Annotated in this window: 21 protein-coding genes and 1 tRNA gene; 10 read left to right on the forward strand and 12 right to left on the reverse strand. The window is 31.3% G+C overall.

What is annotated here, in order from left to right:
* The 11 genes from K9N40_04270 to K9N40_04320 form a co-directional block, all read right to left on the reverse strand.
* The coding region (locus K9N40_04270) for a hypothetical protein (GenBank protein ID MCF7813676.1) at positions 1-518 on the reverse strand (518 nt) is incomplete at its 3' end.
* Entirely contained in the window at positions 515-1795 is a 1281-nt protein-coding gene (locus K9N40_04275; GenBank protein MCF7813677.1) for a hypothetical protein, read from the reverse strand. The genes K9N40_04275 and K9N40_04270, both read right to left, overlap by 4 nt.
* Entirely contained in the window at positions 1788-2765 is a 978-nt protein-coding gene (locus K9N40_04280) for a glycosyltransferase family 4 protein (protein ID MCF7813678.1), read from the reverse strand. Before K9N40_04280 ends, K9N40_04275 begins: the two co-directional genes overlap by 8 nt.
* Positions 2762-3991 carry a glycosyltransferase gene (locus tag K9N40_04285; GenBank protein ID MCF7813679.1) on the reverse strand — a complete coding sequence of 410 codons (1230 nt, stop codon included), beginning with the start codon at positions 3989-3991 and terminating at the stop codon, positions 2762-2764. Before K9N40_04285 ends, K9N40_04280 begins: the two co-directional genes overlap by 4 nt.
* Entirely contained in the window at positions 3988-5430 is a 1443-nt protein-coding gene (locus K9N40_04290) for an oligosaccharide flippase family protein (protein ID MCF7813680.1), read from the reverse strand. Before K9N40_04290 ends, K9N40_04285 begins: the two co-directional genes overlap by 4 nt.
* A 1-nt stretch (position 5431) precedes the next feature.
* Complete coding sequence (locus K9N40_04295) at positions 5432-6622, reverse strand: glycosyltransferase family 4 protein (protein MCF7813681.1); 1191 nt, start codon at positions 6620-6622, stop codon at positions 5432-5434.
* Positions 6603-7868: an O-antigen ligase family protein gene (locus K9N40_04300; GenBank protein MCF7813682.1), complete on the reverse strand. Its 1266-nt coding sequence runs from the start codon at positions 7866-7868 to the stop codon at positions 6603-6605. Before K9N40_04300 ends, K9N40_04295 begins: the two co-directional genes overlap by 20 nt.
* Positions 7865-9040 carry a hypothetical protein gene (locus K9N40_04305; protein ID MCF7813683.1) on the reverse strand — a complete coding sequence of 392 codons (1176 nt, stop codon included), beginning with the start codon at positions 9038-9040 and terminating at the stop codon, positions 7865-7867. Before K9N40_04305 ends, K9N40_04300 begins: the two co-directional genes overlap by 4 nt.
* Entirely contained in the window at positions 9037-9801 is a 765-nt protein-coding gene (gene xth, locus K9N40_04310) for an exodeoxyribonuclease III (GenBank protein ID MCF7813684.1), read from the reverse strand. The genes K9N40_04305 and xth overlap by 4 nt, the downstream gene beginning before the upstream one ends.
* Before the next feature lie 20 nt (positions 9802-9821).
* Positions 9822-11378 (reverse strand): hypothetical protein, encoded by a 1557-nt coding sequence (locus tag K9N40_04315; protein MCF7813685.1) that lies wholly within the window; start codon positions 11376-11378, stop codon positions 9822-9824.
* On the reverse strand, positions 11365-12012 hold the full coding sequence (locus tag K9N40_04320; GenBank protein MCF7813686.1) for an endonuclease III: 648 nt from the start codon (positions 12010-12012) through the stop codon (positions 11365-11367). Before K9N40_04320 ends, K9N40_04315 begins: the two co-directional genes overlap by 14 nt.
* Positions 12013-12127: 115 nt before the next feature.
* Here K9N40_04320 and K9N40_04325 point away from each other — a divergent pair, with 115 nt between their 5' ends.
* The gene (locus K9N40_04325) at positions 12128-14068 is read left to right on the forward strand and encodes a heparinase II/III family protein (GenBank protein MCF7813687.1); all 1941 of its coding nucleotides are present in this window, start codon (positions 12128-12130) and stop codon (positions 14066-14068) included.
* A gap of 101 nt (positions 14069-14169) precedes the next feature.
* On the opposite strand, the gene K9N40_04330 is transcribed toward K9N40_04325, so the two are convergent.
* Positions 14170-14247 (reverse strand) — tRNA-Pro (locus tag K9N40_04330).
* A gap of 102 nt (positions 14248-14349) precedes the next feature.
* Here K9N40_04330 and K9N40_04335 point away from each other — a divergent pair.
* The 9 genes from K9N40_04335 to K9N40_04375 all read left to right on the forward strand — a co-directional run bounded on the left by K9N40_04335 (position 14350) and on the right by K9N40_04375 (position 24370).
* Positions 14350-16245 carry an ABC-F family ATP-binding cassette domain-containing protein gene (locus K9N40_04335; GenBank protein ID MCF7813688.1) on the forward strand — a complete coding sequence of 632 codons (1896 nt, stop codon included), beginning with the start codon at positions 14350-14352 and terminating at the stop codon, positions 16243-16245.
* A 56-nt stretch (positions 16246-16301) separates the two neighbouring features.
* Positions 16302-16673 (forward strand): four helix bundle protein, encoded by a 372-nt coding sequence (locus K9N40_04340; GenBank protein ID MCF7813689.1) that lies wholly within the window; start codon positions 16302-16304, stop codon positions 16671-16673.
* A 102-nt stretch (positions 16674-16775) separates the two neighbouring features.
* On the forward strand, positions 16776-17750 hold the full coding sequence (locus K9N40_04345) for a 2-hydroxyacyl-CoA dehydratase (GenBank protein ID MCF7813690.1): 975 nt from the start codon (positions 16776-16778) through the stop codon (positions 17748-17750).
* Positions 17751-18179: 429 nt separating this feature from the next.
* Positions 18180-19568, forward strand: coding sequence for a hypothetical protein (locus K9N40_04350; GenBank protein ID MCF7813691.1), 1389 nt, complete (start codon positions 18180-18182; stop codon positions 19566-19568).
* Between the two features lie 29 nt (positions 19569-19597).
* On the forward strand, positions 19598-20047 hold the full coding sequence (locus K9N40_04355; protein MCF7813692.1) for a GNAT family N-acetyltransferase: 450 nt from the start codon (positions 19598-19600) through the stop codon (positions 20045-20047).
* A 2-nt stretch (positions 20048-20049) separates the two neighbouring features.
* Positions 20050-20718, forward strand: a complete 669-nt coding sequence (locus tag K9N40_04360) for a hypothetical protein (protein ID MCF7813693.1) — start codon at positions 20050-20052, stop codon at positions 20716-20718.
* Positions 20718-21815, forward strand: coding sequence for an S-methyl-5-thioribose-1-phosphate isomerase (gene mtnA, locus K9N40_04365; protein MCF7813694.1), 1098 nt, complete (start codon positions 20718-20720; stop codon positions 21813-21815). The genes K9N40_04360 and mtnA overlap by 1 nt, the downstream gene beginning before the upstream one ends.
* 84 nt (positions 21816-21899) lie before the next feature.
* Entirely contained in the window at positions 21900-22922 is a 1023-nt protein-coding gene (locus K9N40_04370) for a DUF559 domain-containing protein (GenBank protein MCF7813695.1), read from the forward strand.
* Between the two features lie 119 nt (positions 22923-23041).
* A complete protein-coding gene (locus K9N40_04375; GenBank protein ID MCF7813696.1) occupies positions 23042-24370 on the forward strand; it encodes an amidohydrolase family protein in 1329 nt (442 codons plus the stop codon).
* The last annotated feature ends 72 nt before the right edge of the window (positions 24371-24442 follow it).

Below are 24442 nucleotides of genomic sequence, written 5' to 3' on the forward strand. Positions count from 1 at the left end.
AGAAATTTTAAAACAGGATTTCCTCTTTGAACTAAATGCTCTTTTGAATAATTGATGAGAAAAGATTTCTTATTGAAACCTAAAAACTCTACTCTGTAATCGTTTAGATAATCAAATTTGAAAGAATAATCATTAATATAACCCAACACTTTTTTTCCTGATAATAGACCTAATGCAGCATAACGTAAAGCTCTTGCATTAAGTATAATGCAATCTACATCGCTTTTTCGAACTTTCTTTATTGTAGAAAATAAACCGTCATATTCTATATATCCATCTAATTTACAAAACTCTTGCTGCATTGTTATAAAATGTTTTGGAAAACATCCATAAATATCATATTTTTTTGAATTCTTAATTCTTTTAAGAAAAGGTGTATGGCATACAACATCGCCTATTCCCATGATTTCAATAAGAAGAAGTTTTTTTACTCTCTGTTTTTCATTTAAACTTAATTTTCGATAATAAGTTAAAATTATAAAGAATATGTTCAATATAGATTTGTATAAAACTATCATTTAGGATAACACTCAATTAATTTTTTCGTTAAACTTTCTCTTGAATATTCACTAATTTTATCTCTTGAAAATCTGAAATTGTTTTTTTTGTTTATAATTTTTTCTATAGCTTTCAATATTTCTTTTTCATCTTCACAAAATGCATATTCGCCGAGTTCGTTCTCAATAATGAAATTTTCCAAAAGACTATTTCGAGGACCAAGAGCTAAAATTGGATTACCAATGCGTGCTAATTCGAAAACTTTTCCTGTCAATACACCTTTTGATTCAGGATCGTTATTCACTATAATCACAGAAATATTTGCACCAGATGCGTATGAAATTGCATTATGATGAGATTTATATCCAAGATAATTGTAAAAATTCATCTTTTGTGTAGAAATATAATCTAATATTTCTTGAGCAACAGTACCAATGTGGATGAAATTGAACTCAAAATTATTATCTATTTCTAAATATTTTTTCATAGCGTTCAATAGTGGGACTGGTGAGCGTTTAAACGAATATAATTTCCCCATATAAAGAAATGTAAATTTATTAAATTTAAATTGTACTATTTTTTTAAAATCATCTTCATCATACCCATTTGTAATAGTAATCGACCGATCTACAATTTCTGGAAATTCACTTCTATATTTTTCAGTAATATAGTCAGTTGCAAAGACAAAATAATCTGCATATCTTATAATCTTTGATTCCGTCTTTTTGATTATCTTAAGTCTTAATTTGTTTATATTCTCATCCAATTTGGGTTCAAATTGCCAAGCATCTCGATAATCCGCAAGCCAGAAAATCTTTTCATGAAATTTTTTTTTGAGTAAAACTCCAATGATAAAAGCGGAATAAGGAAATCCAGTTATATACACATTTTTTATCTTAAACTTTTTGATAAGCTTAATAGCTTTGAAATATGCAAATGGCACCCAACCAATTTGCTTATCAATAGGAAAAATTAAATCATTTATATTTTTCAATAACTTCCAAATTATTTTTTTGAAGATATTGGGTTTTCTATTTACATTATATCTAAAATCTCTTATTGATTTGGTTCTATTTCCTGTTAGTCCACAACTTATTGTTTTCTGAATATGTACATTTTCTGGAATTTCCTTTAAAAGCGAATAATCTAATACTTTTTTTGTGGGTTTCTTAGGAGCAATAACATAAACTTTATATCCAGCTCGTGATAAATATTTAACAAATTTTAATGGTCTTTGAACTCCACTTTCTCCTGTTGGTGGAAATTCATTAATTATCATTAATATTCTTTTATTCACTATAGTAATTCCCTATTTTCTTATAAAGTGAAACTAATTTAGTATAGTTGCTAAATTTAGCTTTTACACTCTCAGCAGCATTTGCTCCAATATCATTTCTCAGCTCCGGATTTCTAATTAATTTTATTAAATTTTCAGCTAAGCTCGTTACATCATTTTTATCTACCAGAAAACCTGTCTTTTCATTTTCTATATAAGTCGATGGTCCCTGAGTTCTGGTTGAGATTACCGGCAATCCGCAAGCCATAGCTTCTACAATCGTCATCCCGAAAGTTTCACTAAGCGAAGTTTGCACATAAATATCAGCATTTTTCATAAAATCAGCAATTTCAGAATGATCTGCCTGATCAATAATTTGAACATTTTCCTGAATACTTAGTTCTTCACAAAGTTTTTTATAATATTTTTTTAACACACCTTTGCCAATTATTTGAAGTTTTACATCTGGAAATTCACCATTTATTTTATTATAAGCTCTCATCAGCATTTCATGATTCTTGACTGGTATGAAATTTCCCACAGTAAGAATTGTACAAGATTTACTACTTTTATGAGCTTTTCTGCCAAATTTATTAAATAGTTCTTTATCATAAACATTTGGCACTATTTTCAGGTTAATCTTGGGAAAATAGCTTTTTACGTGATTTCCGAATATCTCCGAAACACAAATGAATTGAGTAACTTTTTCCATCGCATCACGAATCAACTGCTTCTCTTTGATATTGTATGAATTACCACGATGATCGGGGTCGGTTTTGGGCAAAATTCGATAAAAGTCAAACCCATGAGATGTTATTAAAAAAGGTTTATCATATTTCTTCGCAAGCAAATAAGCAGCAATACCACTGGGAAAAATTGTGTGTGCATGAATTAAATCAAACTCATCAACATTACAATTCTTTTCTATTTTTATTTTTTTTTCATACGTCACCATATATCCTAAAGATGAATTAAAATCATTTTTATTCATAATAATCCATTAACAATTTGTTTTAATTTCAATTCTTCTTTTTCCCAAGTATTTTCACGAAATGCTTTTCGAGAATTTACTTTCATTTTTTTTATCAGTTCTTTATTACTAGTTATTTCCAATATTGCATTTCTTATATCTTTTTCTGAATCTGGATTTACTACTTTACCAATGTGATATCCTTTTATTATTTTTTTTATTTCCGGGAAATCACTTGCAATGATGGCTAATCCTGCAGCCATATACTCAAAAATTTTATTTGAAATGGTTGAATAATGATTTCTATTTACATTATGTAACAGTTGCAATCCAATATCTGCTGAAGAAGTATATTTAATCAAATCACCCGGCAAAACTGCATCTTTTACAAAAATCCGATTTTCCAATTTCTTTTCTTTAATATAATGAGTCAATGCTTTCTTATCTCTACCCATTCCCATGAATATTAATGAGATATCATTAAGCTCGGAAACAACATCCACCATTGTAAAAATTCCTCTTACACTGGTCAAACCACCTTGATAAAGAAGTATTGGAGTGGTTTTATCAATTAAGAATTCATCTCTAAATAAATCATATTTCTTTTCTAAAAAGACTTCATTATGACAATTTCTGATAACATTAATATTAGTAATTTCGTATTTTTCTTCTAGGATTTTTTTTCTAAGATCTGTTGTTACAATTACTTTATCTACTTTTCTAATAACATGTTTTTCAAGATTTTGCCAAATTATCTGTCTCAATTTAGTTGCGTTATGAAACCTAGAACCCTCTAAAAAAATCTCATGGCTATCAAAAATTATTTTTGATTTATATAATTTAGAAATCAAGTAACCTATATCCAAAGTATCCAGATCATTACAATAAATCAAGTCAGGTTTATTCAATGAAAAATATTTCAATAATTTAAAATGATAAATAATTACATTAATAAATTCAATAAGTACCAATTTTAATCTATTATTTTTAATTTTTTCCTCATATATGGAATTCAAATTACTTAATTTGCTAGAAGCATTATGGTTTGATTTTCCCTTTTTTAGGGATGAAAATAATGGAATACGGTATATTTGATACTTAATTTTTTCGTGTGTAGGTAATTCTGCGATAGTCTTTGCTGCTAAAACAGTAGTATCATAATTTTTTGAAAAAAAAGATGCTACATTCATAACTCTTTTATCATATACAAAATTATTCCACACCAAAATTGCTACACGTTTTCTCATATATTGCCTTTCAAAATATTTTTCATGTTCGATATTCTTAGCTTACTTATCTTCATTAATACACCTATTGAAATTACTAATAATATTATTCTAAAAATTAATACTAAATTATAATTCATTGTTAAATATGTTACACCAAAACATATAATAACGCTTTCAAAAAATAATAAAATATTATATGAAATACGATAATTTTTTTGAGCAAAAAAGTATTGCAAAATTATCAACAAGACTGATGCAATCATACTTGCATAAGCAGCTCCATAAATATTGAACTTTGGTATTAAAATAAAATTAAGTAGAATATTTACTGAAGCTGCTATCATTGTAGCTATAGAAGCAAGTTTATTCTTATATGTTAGAGTTAATCCGACAGACAACAACATAAATAAACCACTGAATAATGCCGAGGCAGTTAATAAAGGAATAATTTTGTATGCTTCATGGTAGTCTGAATTCTTTGCTATAATTTCAATTATTGGTTGCGAGAAAATTACAATTCCGATGAAAAATATGGCTTCAATTACAAGGAAGTATTTAAATGTACGTGCATAGAAAGCTTTTGCATCCCCAGCCTTCTCATGCTTGTACATGGCTACTCCCCAAGATAAGGAAAAGGGTTGAATTATGATCATTTTTACAATATTTGCAAATTTCGCTGCTAAACTGTAAATTCCGATTTTTGAAAAGGCAATTTCCGCTGGTAGAAGAAATTTTAACATATATCTGTCTGTAAGATTCAAAATCCATAAAGATAGACCACTTACAATTAATGGTAAACCAAATTTTAAAATATTTTTCAGGATTTTGAAATCCACTGTCAATTTTATGTTTTTCAGTAAAATAAAGGAAGAAGCTATAAATGTAATTATGGTTGCGGAAGTTATACCTTCACAGACTCCAACATATCCTCTTTTCAGTACAACAATCAGATAAATGTTCACAGTTGCATAAATTATAGTTCGCAGAACATTGAAAATTGTAAAAAGAATTGGCTTCTCCTTTGCCCTGATTACTGCATAATTTACCCCTAAAAGTACTGCAAAATATGTATTGATAATTAAGAGAATGAACAGATATTGTTGTTTTTCTACTCCAAGTAAAATCGGAGCCAGGACCTTACTGAAAGAAATTAAAATTATAAGAATTACCAATCCTACGATAAGCAAGAAAAGAAATGCTGTTCCGATTATCTTCTTTTTGTATTCTGTACTTTCTTCTCTATAATATTCCCTGAAAACGGCAGAGGAGACTCCAAAACCCATGATTATCGTTAGAACTGAAATCAAGATATTAATTATCTCGACAACCCCATAATCAGCAGGAGATAAATAAGCCAGGTAAACAGGTAATAATAAAAATGATATTAGTCGCAAACTCATACCACCTAAGCTGTAAATGATTGTCTGAGAAAAGAGATCTTTTATTTTGCTTTTCATACTATATTTTATTTATTCTCTGTTTCAATCTCTTGATAGATCTTTCCCAGGTAAATGTAGTTTCTACTTTTTTTCGAGCATTATAGCCCAAATCTCTACAATAATCTGGATTTTCTAATAAATATATAATTTTCTCTGCAAGTTCCATATGTGATTCTGGTTTAAATAGCAATCCATTTTCACGATCTTTAATAATTTCTGGTATTCCACCTACATCTGAGCCAATTACAGGTTTACCACAGGCATTTGCTTCTAATATTACAAGACCAAAAGCTTCCTTTCTTGATGGAAGAACTACAAAATCACATGAATGATAAAAAGAAGGCAATTTATCGTGATGTACTCCATCTTGAAATTGAACAAAATCTTTCAATTCTTTTTTTACAATTAACTCATCTAAGTAGTCTTGATAACTTCCATCTCTTCTATTTCCAAGCATAATATAAATAAAATCTTGTCTTGTTTTCTTAACTTCTGCCAGTGCATTCAATAGTATATCTAATCCTTTTCCATAGACGAAATTCGAAACAGTCAAAATTACGGATTTATAATATTTTTTTTTTTCATGATAATTATTTTTTATATTGAATATTTTATCATCATATCCCATATAATTAACAAAAACATTATTCATTTTTGAACCAACAAATTTCTGAACTTCACTTTTCATAAAGAAACTATTTGCTACAACAATATCTGAATTTTCTAAGATATATTTCATTAACCATTTATGCTGAAATCTTCCAGAAAAAGAATGAATTTCTGAACCATGCAATAAAATGACGGATTTAAAACCATATAATTTTTTCAATATAACTGGAATCAGACCTTCTGGAGAAACAATCGCAGAAATACATATATTTATATCCTGTTTCTTAATACTTTGTAACGCATTTAATAATCTTTCAGAAATTTGATATCTTACAGTTCTATTAATAACCAAAAGAAAAAATAATTTAATAAATCCTTTCACAAATAATTTAATTAAAAAATTGCATTGGATATTGCGCAATTTCTTTTTGTAACAATAATATACTTTATGATTTTTGATTGGTATTTTGTGTGGTTTATTTGAATTCTTTGCTATTATCGATAAAGAATCGTTAAAATAGCCTTTATCAATTGCTTCAATGTAAGTTTGAATCCCACTTGTAGAATGATGGAAATAACGACTAATTAGTAGGACATGCATCTTTTGTTTTCTCTATATGAACTTCTCTGTAACCAAACAAAGCATATATCAGCATTATCCAAAATATATGATAACCCATTATGGAGCTAGGAATGATTGAACTAGCAATAAAAAAAAGTATCATTAATAAATAATGTAGTCCTAATTCTGATTTTTTAAAAACCATTTTTAAATAGAATATCCCAGAACTCACAATTAAATATATAAAAGTAACTGCTAAGATTATCCCATTATTTGATAATATTTCTAAAAAAAGATTATGATTTTTTATAATTCCACCAGTCTTAATTGATTTTACAGGATTCATGAAAAAATCAAAATTACCACTACCCACTCCAAAACCCCAGGTTTTAATCAAAGCATCGAAGGATTTATTCATTAATTCAATCCTTACTTCAATAGATGAAGATAGAACGTTTTGTGTTTCAGTTGAAAGTGTGCTAAATTGAAATTCTATATAATCCTTTGCTAAATAATAATGATCTGTCCAATAAAAACTCACAATAAGTAACGCCAAAATCAGAAAGATGATTGTTAAGATTTTTGTTAATTTTCCTGTAAAAAACAACCAATATAAAGGCAAAATTAAAAATATGGTTAGTATTGCTAACCTTGCTCCATTAAGGATAATAATGAAAAGAGATAAAAACATCATCGCAATACTAACAAATTTCACAATAATGTTTTTACTCCTTTTTAAATAAAATAGACCTATTGGAAAATATAACATCAAAATAGAAGCATTATCATTTTCATTTGAAAAAACAGCAGTTGGTTTAAATGTAAACACCTGCATTTTAACAAATCGAGAATTAGGTAAATGATTCCAGGTAAGCATTTCCCAGATTGATATAGCTAAATATAAAATAATAACTAATGTGAAAAAAAAACGAATATAATCGAAAAAATTTTTTAATGTAGATTCCTGTGAAAATATAAATGCAATTGTAAAATAAAAAATATTATAAATCAAATATGTAGTTATTACGTCTTGGTTTATTGCCCAAAACATAGATAATAAAGTCCAGATAATCCAAAAACCAAAAAACAAATTTATTATTACTGACTTTGAATCATAAATAATTGATCTTTCCCAAAAAAACATAACAATAAAATACAAACAAAAAACTATTATTGATAGCATTAAGCCTGGTTTATGTATTGTTGGATAGATAATACTTAATAAAAAAAGGCCATACAATATAACCGTTATTGTACGAAAATTCAAGACTTTAATATTTATCATTCTTTCGAGAATAGAATCTTCCAAAATTTTCTAATTTTTACTTTTTGTTCATCTGAAGTATATTGAGAGATAATAACTAAAGTACTGCTGATGATAATGGCAGATAAAAACATAATGATACAAAATCTAGCTCTTTTTGGTTTTGACCGATAGCCAGCAATATTTCCTTCATCAATTATTTCTAATGATGGTAAATCTTTTAATTCCTCAAGTCGAGCAGATTCTAGTTGTGGAAATATAAATTCATACAAAGTCTTGTTTATTTCCAATTGACTATAAAGTGAAGAATAAGAATTCGCTAATTCTGGTACATTCTCCATGCCAAGCATATATTTATAATCTGAACCAGATTCTAACCCTTTTATCTTTTTATCGATTTCTGATAATGAAAGTTCAAGGATTTTCAATTTTGCAGATCCCTCTGGGTACAATTCATTATATGATACGATTTCCATTTCAAGTTCTAATTGTTTCTTAAGCAATGAGCTATAGAGATCTATTGCTCCTCTTATTTGACTATCGATTTCTAAAACCCTATTTTTTTCTTGAAAATTTTGCATTCTTAGTTTTAGTTCATCCATTTTTGATTCTATTTCTTCAATTCGACTTTCCAGAAAAATCCTTTTTTGTCTTCCTTTAGATTTTTGCACAGTTAAATTATATTCTTCAATTTTTTTTACATAATAATCTACAATTTCTTTTGATAGCAATCTATCTTTTGTTTCCGCATAAATATGAATTATACCTGTTTCTGGGCTAACATAGAAACTCATAATTGATTCTTGTAATAAGGCTGTAGCTGTTTCCATCACTCTATAAGGATCTTCTTCTACAATTTCAAAATAGGTAGCTAAATCAAAATGCTTAACAACGTCTTCCGAAAAAGTGCGACTATTCATAATCGATACAAAATCTATAGATGACGTCGTAACATTACCATTTAAAAAAGAACTTCCTAAACCCATTAGAGCACTTGATATATTCAAACCCTGGTTATTATCTGTGACAGGTTTTATAGTCGCTTTCGACACCCAATACTGAGGTATAATCAGAACAAAAAGAACTGATAGAATCGATACTATGAGAGTAACCAAAATAATTATTTTTTTTCTTTTTGCCAAAACAATAAAGATATCAATTAAATTAACTTTTTTTATTTGCTCATTACTCATTTTCTAATCTCCACTCCAACAGGACAATGATCACTTCCTAAAATGTCCTGTCGAATATATGCTTTTTTTATGTTTTTTAAATTTTCTTTATTTGTAAAAAAGTAATCGATGCGCCAACCTACATTTCTGCTGCGCGCACCAAAACGATAAGTCCACCAGGAATATTGATCTGGTTCATTATTGAACTCGCGGAATGTATCGACCCAGCCATTTTCTACGATTTTATCAAGCCAAGCTCTTTCAATCGGTAAAAATCCTGAAATTTTCGCATTTTGCGTGGGATTTGCCAAATCGATCTCTTTATGTGCTGTATTGAAATCACCGCAAACGATCACGTTTTTTCCCTCTGCCCGTAAAACCTGCATTAAAGTGAACATTCGTTCATAGTAATCCATTTTATACTTGAGTCTCTTATCACTCATTTGTCCGTTTGGAAAGTAGCAATTCATCAGAGTAAAATCTTCATACTCAGCAATGATCAATCTTCCTTCGGTATCAAATTCCGGATGACCAATGGAATATTCCACGCTTTTCGGTTTGATCTTTGTGAATAACGCTACGCCTGAATATCCTTTCTTCTCAGCAAAATTCCAATATTTGTAATAATTTTTTAGTTCTTGAATCTCCTTGGGAATCTGCTCTTTCTGTAATTTGGTTTCCTGAATAGCTAAAATATCGGGATCTTCATTTCCCAGAAATTCTAGAAAATTTTTTCTTAGAACTGCCCTTAAACCATTAACATTCCATGATACAATATACATATTTTTTCTCACCAATAATATTAAGATTTTAGAAATTCATTCAGAGTCATTAGATTTGTAAAATAATAATAATTCCGAGTTATTTGCTTATCACTAATTGATTTGACTAAATATCGCTCTAACAAAGGATGAGGGTTATCGTATAACTCTTTGAAATCACTATGAAAATCTTTGAAAATACGTTTATAATAATTTGTTTTAAATAGATTACTAAATTTATTTTTAACTTGGAGAAGCTTCTGCAAATTTATATTATAATTCTTGTTTTCAAAAGATTTACCATTTATTTTATATTTTGTTAATCGGGAATCATTAAATTTTATTATTTCTTTTAACATTTTTCCATTCTTAACTTGCTCATATTGCATCCCAATGATAAACTTTATTAAATCCTTAGCTACAAAAGGTTGAAATATTTTAAATAATTTGCCTGACATCTGTAAAGAATAACCTGAAAAATTTGCATATCGATTTAATATGTAGTAAATATTCAATTTAGTTCTACATTCAAATTCACTATGTTCCTTTAGTTCCAAATTCAATGAATTGTAAAAAGCATCCTTTTGAATTAGAGGTATAGGTAGAGAACGTGGGATAATAATTTGTTTTCCAAACTCTATTATATCAAAACTATTATCACAGAATTTTCCAAAGTAGTTCCTATAAATTTCTCCGCCATTACTATTCCATAAAGTATCTCCATAAAATTCTGCACTTTCGTGAGAACCATATAATGGAATAAATAAATATGCATTAATCATAGACTGGAATTCTTCTAAAGTTTTTCTAAAATTTTTCTTTGAATATATCTCATTCCATAAATGGTTTTTATGTTTTAATTTAAAATCTTCACAAATTTTTTTTGCTTGTTTCATATCTACATTATCGTTATTGATGTGAGTAAATAAGGTTAGATCATTTGTATAATTGTTCATCCCTGATAACACAACACGACTATCTAAACCAGCTGTTAATGGCAAAATTATCTCTTTTGATAATTTCTTTCCTAAAAAAATATGATTATTAAACATTTCAATAAAATGTTTTGAATTTACTTGTTTTGGTATAATTTTGTGATATTTTTCAATGCTTACAGTTTGTTTAAACTTATAAATAGAACCTGCAGAAAATTTTTTGACCTTCTTGAAAAATGTTTTATTTCCAATTACGTAGCCTGACAGAATAAAATCATTTATTGCTATTTCATCAAACTCTTTACAATCAATTTGATCTATTATTTTTTTTAATTTATCTGAAATAAAATATTTATTTTCATAATTACAAAAATACAATTTATAAACACCAAATGCATCTGTTATTACAAATGTATTTTTACCTGAAATTATTATTATTACAAAAATTCCATCAATTTTGTTTAGAAAATCGGTACCATTTGCAATAAACATCTCTGATATTTCACAAGCAGTTAACCACTTTGGATTTATTATATCATATGGATATCCGAAAACAATTGTTGTTAATTTATTACTTCTTTGAATTGAAATATCCTTATTTACATTCAAATCAATATTTATACTATTAGTATTAACAAATAATCGCTTATTATTTAATAACATTTACTCCAATTCTCTCACACTCATCAAAAATCGGACATAAATCACATTTGGGATTACGCGGTGTGCAATGATTCTGCCCGAAAGCTACCAGATAAGAATTAAAATGAATCCAATATTTTTCAGGAAGCTTTTTCCTTAACGCCATTTCAGTTTCCAGCGGCGTTTTCGTTTTCACATATCCAAGACGATTTGAAATTCGGTGTACGTGGGTGTCAACACAAATTGCTGGTTTTTTGAATGCAATTGCTCTAACCAGATTTGCTGTTTTCCTGCCAACTCCCGGCAACTTTAAAAGATCATCAATATCTTCCGGAACTCTGTCGTTGAATTCTTTTCTCATAATTCCCGGAAGTTGTTTCAGGTGTCTTGCTTTATTTCGAAAAAAGCCTACAGGATAGATCATCTCTTCGATTTCTTCAATTGTGTAACTATTAAAATCCTCTGGTTTATGAATGAATTGAAATAGAAAATTAACAACTTTTGTAGTTGTTTCATCTTTTGTTCTGGCACTCAATATAGTTGCTATCAAAATTTTGAAGGGATCTTTGGTTTGAGCTTCCACCAAATCCACAACTGGCGCTTGATAGTTATCAAACTTATTTTTTAAAATTTTATATATCTTATCAATATTCATAATTAAACACTTGTGAGCCAATTAGAAAGTTAGCATTTGGATGTCAACGAAAATGAATAACAATATAATTGACTAAATCAATTAAATATTAAGTTATGAACATTAGGAGGAATTTGTGAGAAAAGTATGTTTGATTTATTTAATTGGTCTTCTTATTATATTAGTTTCTTTGTTTGGTCCATTAGTTTATCGTGAATTTCCAAAAAAGAAATTTAGTATTATATATTATGATTATAAGAAATTACCAAATTTCGATTTTCATGTTCAGAAAGAAAAAGATATAATCATTAGAAATGCTAATGCTGCGTTAAAAAATATTTATTATGTTGGAACACCCTCCGTTAACTTTCCTCCTATTAAAGAAAAATTAGAAACTATCTGGCATAATAGAAATATTGCTTCAAGTAATTCTCATGAACTTTATATTCATTCATTGTTTATTGTCTGGGATCTATATTATGCTTACCAATTTACATCTAATGAAGAATACATTGAAAAAGGAAAAGATATAATTTCATCATGGATAAGTAATAATAACCGTTGGCGACCAACAAAAAATCCGTATATTTGGAATGATCATTCAACTTCTGAACGAACAATATTAATTCTGTATTTTTGGGATTATATCAAAAACAAGAATTTTTCAGACTCACGTTTTGATAAATCTATAGAAAATTATTGTAATCAAGCAGCAAAATATTTAGCAAATCCTCAAAACTACATTTATTTTCATAATCATGGTATTTTTGAAGATATTGCCCTTCTATTAATTTCATATCATATCTTGGATGATAAAAAAGCAGCTTTCTACGAAAATCTTTCAAAAAAACGTTTTATGGAACAAATCGAATATGCTTTCTCAGATAATTCAATTCACCTTGAGAATTCGCCAGGCTATCATTTTGTAGTTACAGATTTGGCTCAATTTTATCTAGATTTAGCTGGAGAAAAAACAGAGCTTACAAATTCACTAAAAAATATCATTATTGCTGCACAGAAAATGAAAGCCCTTTTATTGATGCCAGACGGAACCTTACCACCCATTGGCGATACAAATCCAGACGACAAGATTGAAGGCACTAATCTTTTATCTGATCTGATGATCGCAGATTCTCTTGCAGGATGTTTCATAGTTTCTACTTCCGACCAATATCTTTTAGCAAGAAGTACAGGTATTTCCAAAGTGCATTCTCATGATGATCCATTATCTTTTGTATATTATAATGAAGGAGCATTAATAATTGATGATACTGGATTTTTAAATTATAAAGGGAACACAGAGCAAAGATATACCAAATCCTATTTAGCACATAATGGAGTTTTTCCGTCTTTAGAGAATCCAAATTTTGATAAACAAGCTTTTATACGAAAAATTGGAATTAAAGAATCTATTTATGCGTGTAACCTGGAAATGCAAACTCAATACGGAACGATTCAAAGAACTTTTGTAGTTGATGGTATAAAAAATAGATTAGAAGTAATTGATTTGCCATTCAACACCGAAAGAGACAGATGGGTAAGTACTTTTCTACTAAACAACCAGTTAAATTCAATTGATCAAATTGACAGTTTAAACATAAAAGTAACATTTAATGATGAAATATATTTAATTTCTTCTAATAATTCCATGCAATTGGTTTCTGCAAAGAGCAAACCAAAAATTGGATGGAGAGCAAGAACATTGGACAAGCTTTATCCTGCAACAACAATAGTAAAAGAAATTTATAATAATGAAACATCAAGATTAACAATACAGAATTACAAAAATATGTTATCAAATGATTCTTTAGATAGTGTTGTTAACAATATTAATTTAGAAAACTACCAAAGAGCTGATTCAATTCATCAAAGATCTAAGATATTATGGGGTACACAATATCATAGAAGAATTTACCTTTTCACAATTTTATTAGTTCTTTTATTAGTTTCTTTTTTATTTTCATTTTTGCTCTACAATCTAAAACTCTTAAAGAGATATACTTTGATTTTCTCAATATCTGCAAATTTTATAGCTATTCTGGCTGTGCTTTATGTAGTAGTTAGACATGTTAATTAAAACTGTTCGTGATGATCCCGAAGGTTTTCGGGACGACCCTTCACCCGAAAGTTCGGATATTCCGATATTCTGTTTACACTAAACTCACATTCAAAAAAAACTGGTCGGGATGAGAGGATTTGAACCTCCGACCTTTCGCCCCCCAGACGAACGCGCTAACCGGGCTGCGCTACATCCCGACTGAGGACACAAATATAAACCACCATTTGCATGACAAGTAATTTTTCAACATGGAATTTGACATTTTACTCAAACTTAGAATTTTAGGCTTCGAGGAAATAATGAGTATTATTAGTTTATCAAATATATCGCATAATTTTGGAGATGCAGAAATCTTCAATAACATCTCTTTTTCATTGGAAGATAACAGTCGAATCGGCTTGGTTGGAAAAAATGGAACCGGAAAAACAACTCTTTTCAAAATAATCATGAATCGCATTCTTCCAAAACGAGGAGAAATTCACGTAGCAAAAAATAGAAAAATCGTTTATCTAACACAAGAACCTGAATTAGATGAAACTCAAACTTTAATGGAATGTGTATTGGAATCCCGACAGGATTGGGTTGATTTAAGACAAAAATTGAAAACATTTGAGAAAGAGTTAACACACGATCACAGCGATGAAAAAATGAAAAAGTATTCCAATATCATTCAGCAATTTGAGCTTGCCGGCGGCTATGATTTTCAGACTGAAATGAAGCTGGTTCTCACTCATCTCAAATTTCCTGAAAATACCTGGTACAGAATAATTGATAATTTCAGTGGTGGCGAGAAAACACGCATCCAATTAGCCAAATTTCTTCTGCAGCCTTTTGATGCCATCCTGCTGGATGAGCCAACAAATCATCTGGATCTGGAAATGATCTACTGGCTTTCATCTTATCTGAATCGCATAAACAAACCCTACATAATAATCTCTCATGACAGATATTTCCTTGATTCAACCGTTACAAAAATCGTTGAGATCAAAAACAAAACACTCCATCATTATGGTGGCAACTTCAGCTTTTACAAAGAAGAGTCAAAAAGACGATTAATTCTGCAGGAAAAGGAATACAAAAATCAGCAGAAGAAGCTGAAAAAAATGGATGAACAGATCAAACAGTATCTTATCTGGGGACGGGCGCGAGACAGCGAAGTTATGTTCAAACGAGCCAAAGAGTTGGAAAAACGCAGAGCAAAAATTGAAGAGATCGAAAAACCAACTCAAGCCAAATCAATAAATCTAAATATCCAAACAAACAAAAGAAGCGGAAACGATGTTTATATTTTAGAAAATATGTCATTTGGATTTCCTAACAAAACTTTAGCAAAAAATATAAATTTGAGAGTTGGTTATCAAGATAGAATTGCAGTTTTAGGTCATAACGGCTGCGGAAAAACTACACTTCTGCGAGTCTTGAATAAAGAGATTAAACCACTGAGTGGAATCGCAAAAAAAGGTGCTAGTTTGAATGTGGGTTATTACGATCAGATGCATTTGATCCTGGATGATTCACTAACAGTTCAAGAAACAATCTGGCAGTTGGTTCCGCTGGAAACAAGAGGTTACGTGCTTACATATTTAGCTCGTTTCGGATTTCGGGGTGATGATGTTGATAAAAAAGTTGGAATTTTAAGTGGTGGTGAAAAATCACGGCTTTATCTGGCAAAACTTATACATCAAAAACCAAATCTACTTATTTTGGATGAACCTACAAATCATCTTGATATCAATATGATCGATAGTTTGGAAGATGCTCTTCTAAACTATGATGGAACTATTATCTTTGTATCTCACGATACTTATTTTATCGAAAAAATAGCCCAGAAAAAGTGGTTTTTTAGAAACGGTTCTGTGAAAGAAACTAAACGTTCGTTACAGGATCTTTTTGCTGAAAAGGAAGAAATTACAAAATCTAATAAAAGTGTAAAAAAGAAAACAAAATCCCAAAATGTGAATCCTATAGTTTTGGAAAAGTTGTATGAGGATATCGAAAAAAAATCATCTTCTATAATGAATCTAGAAAAAGAAATCTTGAAAATGGAAGATTCGTTTCAAGATCCTGATTTTTACAAAAATGATCAGAAAGTGAAAAATCTCACATCCCAGATAAAAGCAAAAAAAATTATGCTTGCCGAAAATAAGATCGAGTTGGAGAAATTGGAACATGAATATTTGGAGATGTCAGATTAGAAGTCATTGGTCATTAGTCATTGGTCATTTGTAATTTTTTTATAGGAGGGGAAACGATGAAGGATATTATGGAATTAAATGTTTACACTGAAGCATTGGATTTTTCAAACCAGATTTGGACTTTTTGCAAACAATTCGATTATTTTGCACAACAAACTGTTGGAATCCAACTTGTAAAATCAGCTGATTCCTTTTCTGCTAATATTGCTGAAGGTTTCGGCAGGTATCATTTCAAAGAGAATCTAAATTTCTGTTACTTTGCAAGAGGATCTGTAGAAGAAACCAAAGATTGGTTAAGAAAAGCTTTTCAGCGAAAATTAATCTCATCAAAACTTGCTGATGAAATTAATTCAGAAATCATAATAATTGCTAAGCAGTTAAATAATTATATCAACTCTATTAAATCTCGTGCTTCGATCAAAAAATAATTCACCAATGACCAGTTCACCAATGACCAATTCACCAGTGACCAATTCACCAATGACCAGTTCACCAGTGACCAATTCACCAATGACCAATGACAAGGAACTATTATGAAAATCGGCTTCACAACATCCTTCCCGGTAGAAATAATATTTGCTGCCGGTCACACTCCAATAGATCTGAATAACATTTTCGTAACAGGAAATGCATCGAAATTTGTGGAAGATGCAGAGTTTGAAGGCTATCCACGCAATATCTGCAGTTGGATAAAGGGAATGTACAGCGTAGTTCTGCAGTCCGATATCGATGCTGTGATCGGCGTGGTGGAAGGTGATTGCTCAAATACACATTCGCTGATGGCAACATTGCAGGATAAAAATGTGGAAGTCATTCCTTTTTCCTTTCCGCATGATAGAGATCGCACTAAACTGGAGCAGGAAATTGCCAAACTGGAATCTCATTTCGGCGTGACCCACCAGCAGGTTCTGGAAATGAAAAAACGTCTCGATCAAATCCGCAGAAAACTGATCAGATTGGATGAACTTACCTGGAAAGATAACAAAATCACAGGATTGGAAAATCATCTGTGGCTGGTAAATTCCTCTGATTTCAACAGCGATCCTGACAATTATGAAAACCGGCTCGATGCATTCCTGCAGGAAGCAGAAAGAAGAAATCCAATAAAATCAGATTTCAGGTTTGGTTTTCTGGGTGTTCCGCCTATCATTGAAGATCTTTATGACTTTTTTTTGGAGCAAAATGTGAGTGTGGTTTTCAACGAAATCCAGCGTCAATTTTCCATGCCCTATTTGGAGAAAGATATTGTTGATCAATATTTAAAATATACTTATCCATATTCTATTTTCGATCGATTAGAAGACATAAAATCCGAAATTATAAAACGCAACCTGGATGCTGTGATCAGCTATTCGCAATCTTTCTGTCATCGCCAGATCGACAACATCCTGATCAAAAAATATGTGGACATTCCGGTGCTGACGATTGAAGGTGACCAGCCGGGAAAGCTGGATGCCAGAACAAAGTTGAGAATTGAGAGTTTTCTGGATATGTTGAGGTATTAATGTAACTCAAAGCTCTGTCTTTGAGAATCGCAAACAAGGATGTTTGCAGTACAAAAAACTCAAAGCTCTGTCTTTGAGAATCGCAAACAAGGATGTTTGCAGTACAAAAAACTCAAAGCTCTGTCTTTGAGAGTTGCAAACAAGGATGTTTGCAGTACAAAAAAACTCAAAGCTCTGTCTTTGAGAATCGCAAACAAAGATGTTTGCAGTACAAAAAACTCAAAGCTCTGTCTTTGAGAGTTGCAAACAAGGATGTTTGCAGTACAAAAAACTCAAAGCTCCGTCTTTGAGAGTTGCAAACAAGGATGTTTGCAGTACAAAAAACTCAAAGCTCTGTCTTTGAGAGTTGCAAACAAGGATGTTTGCAGTACAAAAAACTCAAAGCTCTGTCTTTGAGAAAAAAATGATGAGGTAAAATTTATTATGAAAATGACCATAGAAAAAGCTGTAGATGAACTTATCAAAGCAAAAGAAATAAGTACATTAGAAGATTTCATTAGTAAAGTAAGAACAAAAACCGGCACGGTACTGAATGATAGTAGATTGGTATTGGAAATAAATAAAAATTTGCTCAAAACTGGAGATATCGCAATTTCATTACAGAATAATAATGATCTTATTCTGAGAGAAAATTTAGCAAAGAATGCTAAAGTTACAATTCAAATAACCGATGAAGAACAGCAAATGCGCAAGCTGTTTATCGGTCATCGTTTGATGCCTTTTATCAATCCCATCTTTTTCAATTCATTGGATTTGGATTTCAGAGATAAGAATGGAAAAAAATTAACCTTACAAAAGCAGAAAATCGATATGAAACAAGCTCTGAAATATGTCCGATTTTTAGATTGGTATCTGTTACTGCCGGATTACGGTAAAGATGAAAACGTATATCTCTGGGTAAACCTGAGTTATCTCGACATATCACCATTCAGTTCAAAATATCGCTATTTTGAAGTTTCTTTTTTAGATTATTCCCGGCGGAAGTTCGTGATTGAACCAATAGATGATTCCGACTATTTGAAAAGACATTTTACAAATAAAAGAAAAGACCAGTTACTTATCGAAAGCGTGATTAATCTGGTAGAATATGATACAAATTTTTACTCAGTTGATGAAACTCTTTTAAGCGCATATTTTCATTTTGCCAAAGAAAACATATCCGATCCTGGCTCACCTTTTGCAGCTATCTATAATGATAACAAACAATTGCAGGTTTACACATCTGAAAGTATTACTTATTTCAATACAGACAACAAACAAATAAATATCAATAAAGAGATCGAAAGAAATATTGTACCAGGAAAAGCCAAAGATATTGATGGTATATTTCGCGAATTAGGATTGTCTTTTTCTTCCAATTTTGTTTATTTATTGTTTATATATTTCATAATTGAAGATAAAGAAATTGATGAAGATTACATATTTGAAGATATTTTAGATATCGCGGATCGTATTGCCAATGTACAGCAAACACGAAATTTTGAAAAAGCCTATAATAAACTTCAAGAGAAGGCTATTAAAGATGTTGCTGAATTTGATAAGAGTGAAACATCGATCGAATATTTAAGGTTAATTGTAGATTTGGAAGAAGAAATAATCTTCTTTATCAGAAATCTTGATGAGGCATTTCATTTGTCATACGAAGAAAAAATGAAAATAATAATGCCGTTAATCGAGTTAGATCGAATTGTTCACGATTTAATTAACAGATTCGCTGCTGAAAAATTTGCTGACCAGGATGATTTAACAGTTCTTACGGATTTATACGACAGTATTTTGGATACGATTGAAACATTACAATATGAAAATGATATTTAAAGAAATTACAATTTAGTTGGTGAAAAATAATGTATAATATCAAAATCGTCGAACCACGCAGTACAAAAGAATTTGAATCATATTATAATCTGCGCTGGAAAATCCTGCGTAAACCCTGGAACCAACCACTCGGAACTGAAAAGGATGATAAAGAAAGAGGTGCAATTCACCTGATGGCAATTCTGACCAATAAAATTGTTGGTTGCGGTCGAGGACATTTCAATTCAATTTCTCAGGCACAGATAAGATACATGGCTGTAGCAGAAAGCATCAGAAATAGCGGAATTGGAACTCAAATTCTAAAAGAACTGGAAAAACATTTGATTGCTGAAGGAGCCAAAGAAATTATTTTGAAAGCTCGTGAAAAAGCTGTTCCACTTTATGAAAGACAAGGTTACAAAGTCTACAAAGATGGCGATGTTTTGTTTGGTGAAATTTCACATTTTTGGATGATAAAATTTTTAAAAAAAGGAGACTAATTATGAAAAAAATTATTTTGTTTGCTACAATTCTAGTTATTATTTCATGTTCACATTTTAACAACATCAGTGAACCCTACCGTAATACTGTTATTGAAAACAAATCTCTAGCAATATCTCAATTCGACATCAAATTAGATGTAGATGAAAGCTATTTGAAGTTTTTTCAAAACGGAGACGTTAAAAAAAATGTAATAGATTATGTAATGTTTACTTTCAATGATAATTTCATGAACACTTCCACCTTCAAGACAGTAGAAATTGTTGATATTGATAAAAGTGATTTTGAAAATAGATCGTATAAAGCTAAAGATGAGTTTGAAATGCTTACTCCTATTAATGGTTCGACAGTTAAATCAAACTCCACTTACGATTTTGTAATGATCATTCAAGATTTTGAGATACACTCAAAAGAAGGTTCCAGTTCATCTGGTGTATATTCAGGTGGAAGTTGGAGTGGTGGAGGAAATTTTCCTCCAACTATTAATGCAAAATTCAAATATCTAATTTGGGACAATAATAATAAACAAATTGTTCTTTTTGGAGAATCTTCTTCTATTGCAGCAATAACATCTGAAGATGAAAGTCCTTGGTTTGAATTAGTTTCAAAAGCTTCTCGTAAAACAATCAAGAAAACACCTTTTGACAAATATCCTAACATGATGTATTAATGATAGTTAACGGCAAAAACTACCGCACAGTTTGGATGGAAGACAAATCTGTATTCCTGATCGAACAAAATCTGTTACCTTTCAATTTTGACATTTTCGAATCAAATTGTTATAAGCAAACCTGTTTGGCAATAAAAGATATGTTAGTCCGTGGAGCCGGAGCAATAGGTTCTGCTGCAGGTTTTGCCATGGCTCAAGCTTTTCTGCAAGCGCCGGAAGATGGTTTCTGGGAATTTGTGGAAAAGGCAAAATTAGAGATAGAAAAAACCAGACCAACTGCCCAGAATTTATTTCACGCCACAAATCAAGTTTTTGATGCTGCCAGAAAATCTACACACCCCACTCCGGTTGCCACCGGAGCACCCCTCTCGAGAGGGGAATTGGAACATCTACAAAAAATAGCTGTAAAGAAGGCGCAGGCTGTCGCCGACAAAGATGCTGAAGATTCCCGTAAAATTGGAAAATTCGGCAATGAACTGATCAAAGATGATTTCAGAATATTAACTCACTGCAACGCTGGTTGGCTGGCTTTCACGGATTTCGGAACTGCTCTCTCCCCTATTTATTCTGCTCATCGATCAGGTAAAAATATTTTTGTATATGTGGATGAAACTCGTCCACGCAGTCAGGGAGCCCGTTTAACTGCCTGGGAACTGAAAAATGAAAATATTCCACACGTAATAGTTCCTGATAATGCTGCTGCTCATCTGATGCAGCAAAGCAAGATCGATCTGGTGATCGTAGGAGCGGATAGAATTGCTGCCAATGGTGATGTAGCAAACAAGATCGGAACTCTGGAAAAAGCTATTTGTGCCAGAGAATTCAGCATTCCTTTTTTTGTTGCTGCTCCTTCTTCCACTTTTGATATTGAATGCCCAACCGGAAAAGATATACCAATTGAGGAACGTTCCCAGGAAGAAGTTCTTTATCAAAAAGGTTTGGATCAAAAAGGTCAAATACGCAAAATCCTAGTTTGTTCTCCAGGTTCACAAGCTTACAATCCTGCTTTCGACGTAACTCCTGCAAAATATATCACAGGAATTATAACAGAAAAAGGAATTGTGAAACCAGAGAACATATCGAAAATCCCCTCTTGAGAGGGGTCACCAGCTTGTCTGGTCGGGGTGTGTAAAATCCCCTCTTGAGAGGGGTGGATTCCAAAGGAAGACGGGGTGTGTAAAATGCATGATGTTCTAAAATACAACCCAAAACTAAAAGAACTAGCAAAAGAATTACGAAAAAACAGTACTTTATCGGAAGTTCTTCTTTGGCATGAGATCAATAAAAATAAGCTTGGAGTTGATTTTCATCGTCAAAAACCTATTGGAAATTATATTGTAGATTTTTACTGCCCCAAATCAAAACTCGTTATTGAAGTCGATGGAATATCTCATGCTGGAAAGTTGGAATATGATCAAAAAAGAGATGATTATTTAAACAAGATTGGTTTAACTGTAATCCATTTTTCTGATGAAGAAATAAAACAAAATTTGGTAAATGTAATAGAATATTTAAAAGATTGGATTGAAACACACCCCACGACTAAAGTCGCACCCCTCTCAAGAGGGGAATCTCACGCTCTAAGACTAAAGTCGCACTCCTCTCAAGAAAGGATTTACCAGGGCGTTAAATTCCATACAATATTCATTCAAAAAACTCCACCGAACCACAAAAATATCGATGAACTGAAAAAATGGTGTAAGATTTTCCATGAAAAGAAATTGGCCCCACCTTATCCTGGTGGTTCTTTTGGAAATCTGAGTTTTGGAACAGATAATAATACTTTCATAATAACCGGTTCCAGGATTGGTTTAAAATGTGATCTTGCAAATGATTGTTTCGTGGAAATCATTGATTGTGATTTTGAGAATCAAAACATAAAAGTAATTGGAACTCGCGAACCATCTTCTGAAACGATGTTACATGCGGTGATTTATAATAAACGAAAGGATGTGAAAGCAATTTTTCATGGTCATTCAGCCGAATTGCTGCAAAATGTAGAACAGCTCAAAATTCCCGCAACTAAAGAAGAAAAACCTTACGGAACCATGGAATTAGTCGAGTCGGTAATAGAAATAATTGACAGAAACAACCTGATAATGATGAAGAACCACGGTTTTATAGCTGTGGGAAGAAATATGCAGGATGTGGGAAATTTGTTAATGAAAACCTTGCGGATGGTCGCAGACCTTCGCAATGGTTGAACTGGTCATTGGTGAACTGGTCATTGGTGAATTGGTCATTGGTAAATTGGTCATTGGTAAATTGGTCACTGGTGAATTGGTGATCAAAAAATAATAAAATTGGAAAAAGGAAAAAACTTTTGAAAAAGATAGATCTATTAATAAAAAACGGATTGATCTTAACTTACGACAAAAACCCTGAAATCAGCAGTATCGCTGTGAATTCAGGAAAGATCATCGAAATCGATAAAATTGATAAATTAGAAAAGAAATACGCTCCCAGCCAGACTATTGATGCTGAAGATAAAATCGTAATGCCTGGTTTTGTAAACACACACACTCATGCCGGAATGATCTATTTTAAAGGAATGGCAGATGATCTGCCATTAATGGATTGGCTTTCCAATCACATCTGGCCGGCCGAAAGTCATTTCCTGAAAAAAGAGTTTATGAAAGATGCCGCTTTACACGGATGTGCCGAAATGATCAAAAATGGCATCACAACTTTCAATGACATGTATTTTTTTGGCAATGAAGTTGCCGAATCTGCCGAGAAAGTTGGTATCAGAGCAGTATTGGGCGAAGTTGTTCTGGATACTTCAGTAGCAAATTGTTCAACTGCCGATGAAATTTTTTCCTACACAAAAATGATGCATTCCAAATATAAAGATTCAGAACTGATCGATGTGGCAGTTGCTCCACATGCAATTTACACAGTCAGCAAAGAAAACCTGATAAAATCAGCAGAACTTGCAGAAAAATTGGGTGTTACACTTCATATTCACATTTCCGAGACTCACCAGGAAGTGGAAGATTGCATTCAGAAAACTGGTAAGCGACCTGTGGAATATCTTGATTCAATTGGATTTTTCCGCAGTCCGGTTTTAACTGCTCATGCCATTTGGCTGGATGAAAACGAACATAACATTCTGGCAAAACATGGAGCATCAATAGCAATAAATACCAGCAGCAATCTTAAGCTCGCTTCCGGTTTTGATTCGTTTGCATCTTATCTAAAAAAAGGAATAAACTTAAGCATTGGAACTGATGGCGTAGCCAGCAATAATAATCTGAGCTTATTGGAAGAGATCAGTTTAACTTCCAAACTGCAGAAAGCATTGAATAACGATCCGACAATTCTTCCAGCCAAACAGATGATCGAAATAGCAACTCTGGGTGGAACAAAAGCACTTTTGAAAGACAAAGAGATCGGATCAATCGAGATCGGCAAGAAAGCTGATCTGCTTTTGATAGAAACAAACAGCCTGGAAGCCCAACCTATGTACAATCCATTTTCTCATCTCGTTTATACATTCACATCCGAAAGCATCAAAGACGTGATTATCAATGGGAAAATTGTTATGAAGAATAGAAAACTAACAACCCTCGACGAAGCTGAATTGCTGGATAAAGCAAAATTTTATCAAAAAAAAATCATCGCATTTAATAAGAAAAATCACACCAGTTAAAGTAATTCTTAAAAAAATATACTTGATTTAAATAACATTCATTTTATTTTACGTAAAAAAATTATTAGTGGA

This window comes from Candidatus Cloacimonadota bacterium (genome assembly GCA_021734245.1).
Taxonomy (GTDB): Bacteria; Cloacimonadota; Cloacimonadia; order Cloacimonadales; family TCS61; genus B137-G9.

Bases quoted from the DNA above. Each gene is read 5' to 3' on its own strand.
- K9N40_04360 (MCF7813693.1), top strand. From the start codon at position 20,050: ATGAAAAAAATTATTTTGTTTGCTACAATTCTAGTTATTATTTCATGT.
- K9N40_04315 (MCF7813685.1), bottom strand. From the start codon at position 11,378: ATGTTATTAAATAATAAGCGATTATTTGTTAATACTAATAGTATAAAT.
- K9N40_04355 (MCF7813692.1), top strand. From the start codon at position 19,598: ATGTATAATATCAAAATCGTCGAACCACGCAGTACAAAAGAATTTGAA.
- K9N40_04370 (MCF7813695.1), top strand. From the start codon at position 21,900: ATGCATGATGTTCTAAAATACAACCCAAAACTAAAAGAACTAGCAAAA.
- xth (MCF7813684.1), bottom strand. From the start codon at position 9,801: ATGTATATTGTATCATGGAATGTTAATGGTTTAAGGGCAGTTCTAAGA.
- K9N40_04285 (MCF7813679.1), bottom strand. From the start codon at position 3,991: ATGAGAAAACGTGTAGCAATTTTGGTGTGGAATAATTTTGTATATGAT.
- K9N40_04300 (MCF7813682.1), bottom strand. From the start codon at position 7,868: ATGATAAATATTAAAGTCTTGAATTTTCGTACAATAACGGTTATATTG.
- K9N40_04290 (MCF7813680.1), bottom strand. From the start codon at position 5,430: ATGAAAAGCAAAATAAAAGATCTCTTTTCTCAGACAATCATTTACAGC.
- K9N40_04350 (MCF7813691.1), top strand. From the start codon at position 18,180: ATGACCATAGAAAAAGCTGTAGATGAACTTATCAAAGCAAAAGAAATA.
- K9N40_04280 (MCF7813678.1), bottom strand. From the start codon at position 2,765: ATGAATAAAAATGATTTTAATTCATCTTTAGGATATATGGTGACGTAT.
- mtnA (MCF7813694.1), top strand. From the start codon at position 20,718: ATGATAGTTAACGGCAAAAACTACCGCACAGTTTGGATGGAAGACAAA.
- K9N40_04335 (MCF7813688.1), top strand. From the start codon at position 14,350: ATGAGTATTATTAGTTTATCAAATATATCGCATAATTTTGGAGATGCA.
- K9N40_04295 (MCF7813681.1), bottom strand. From the start codon at position 6,622: ATGCATGTCCTACTAATTAGTCGTTATTTCCATCATTCTACAAGTGGG.
- K9N40_04340 (MCF7813689.1), top strand. From the start codon at position 16,302: ATGAAGGATATTATGGAATTAAATGTTTACACTGAAGCATTGGATTTT.
- K9N40_04320 (MCF7813686.1), bottom strand. From the start codon at position 12,012: ATGAATATTGATAAGATATATAAAATTTTAAAAAATAAGTTTGATAAC.
- K9N40_04305 (MCF7813683.1), bottom strand. From the start codon at position 9,040: ATGAGTAATGAGCAAATAAAAAAAGTTAATTTAATTGATATCTTTATT.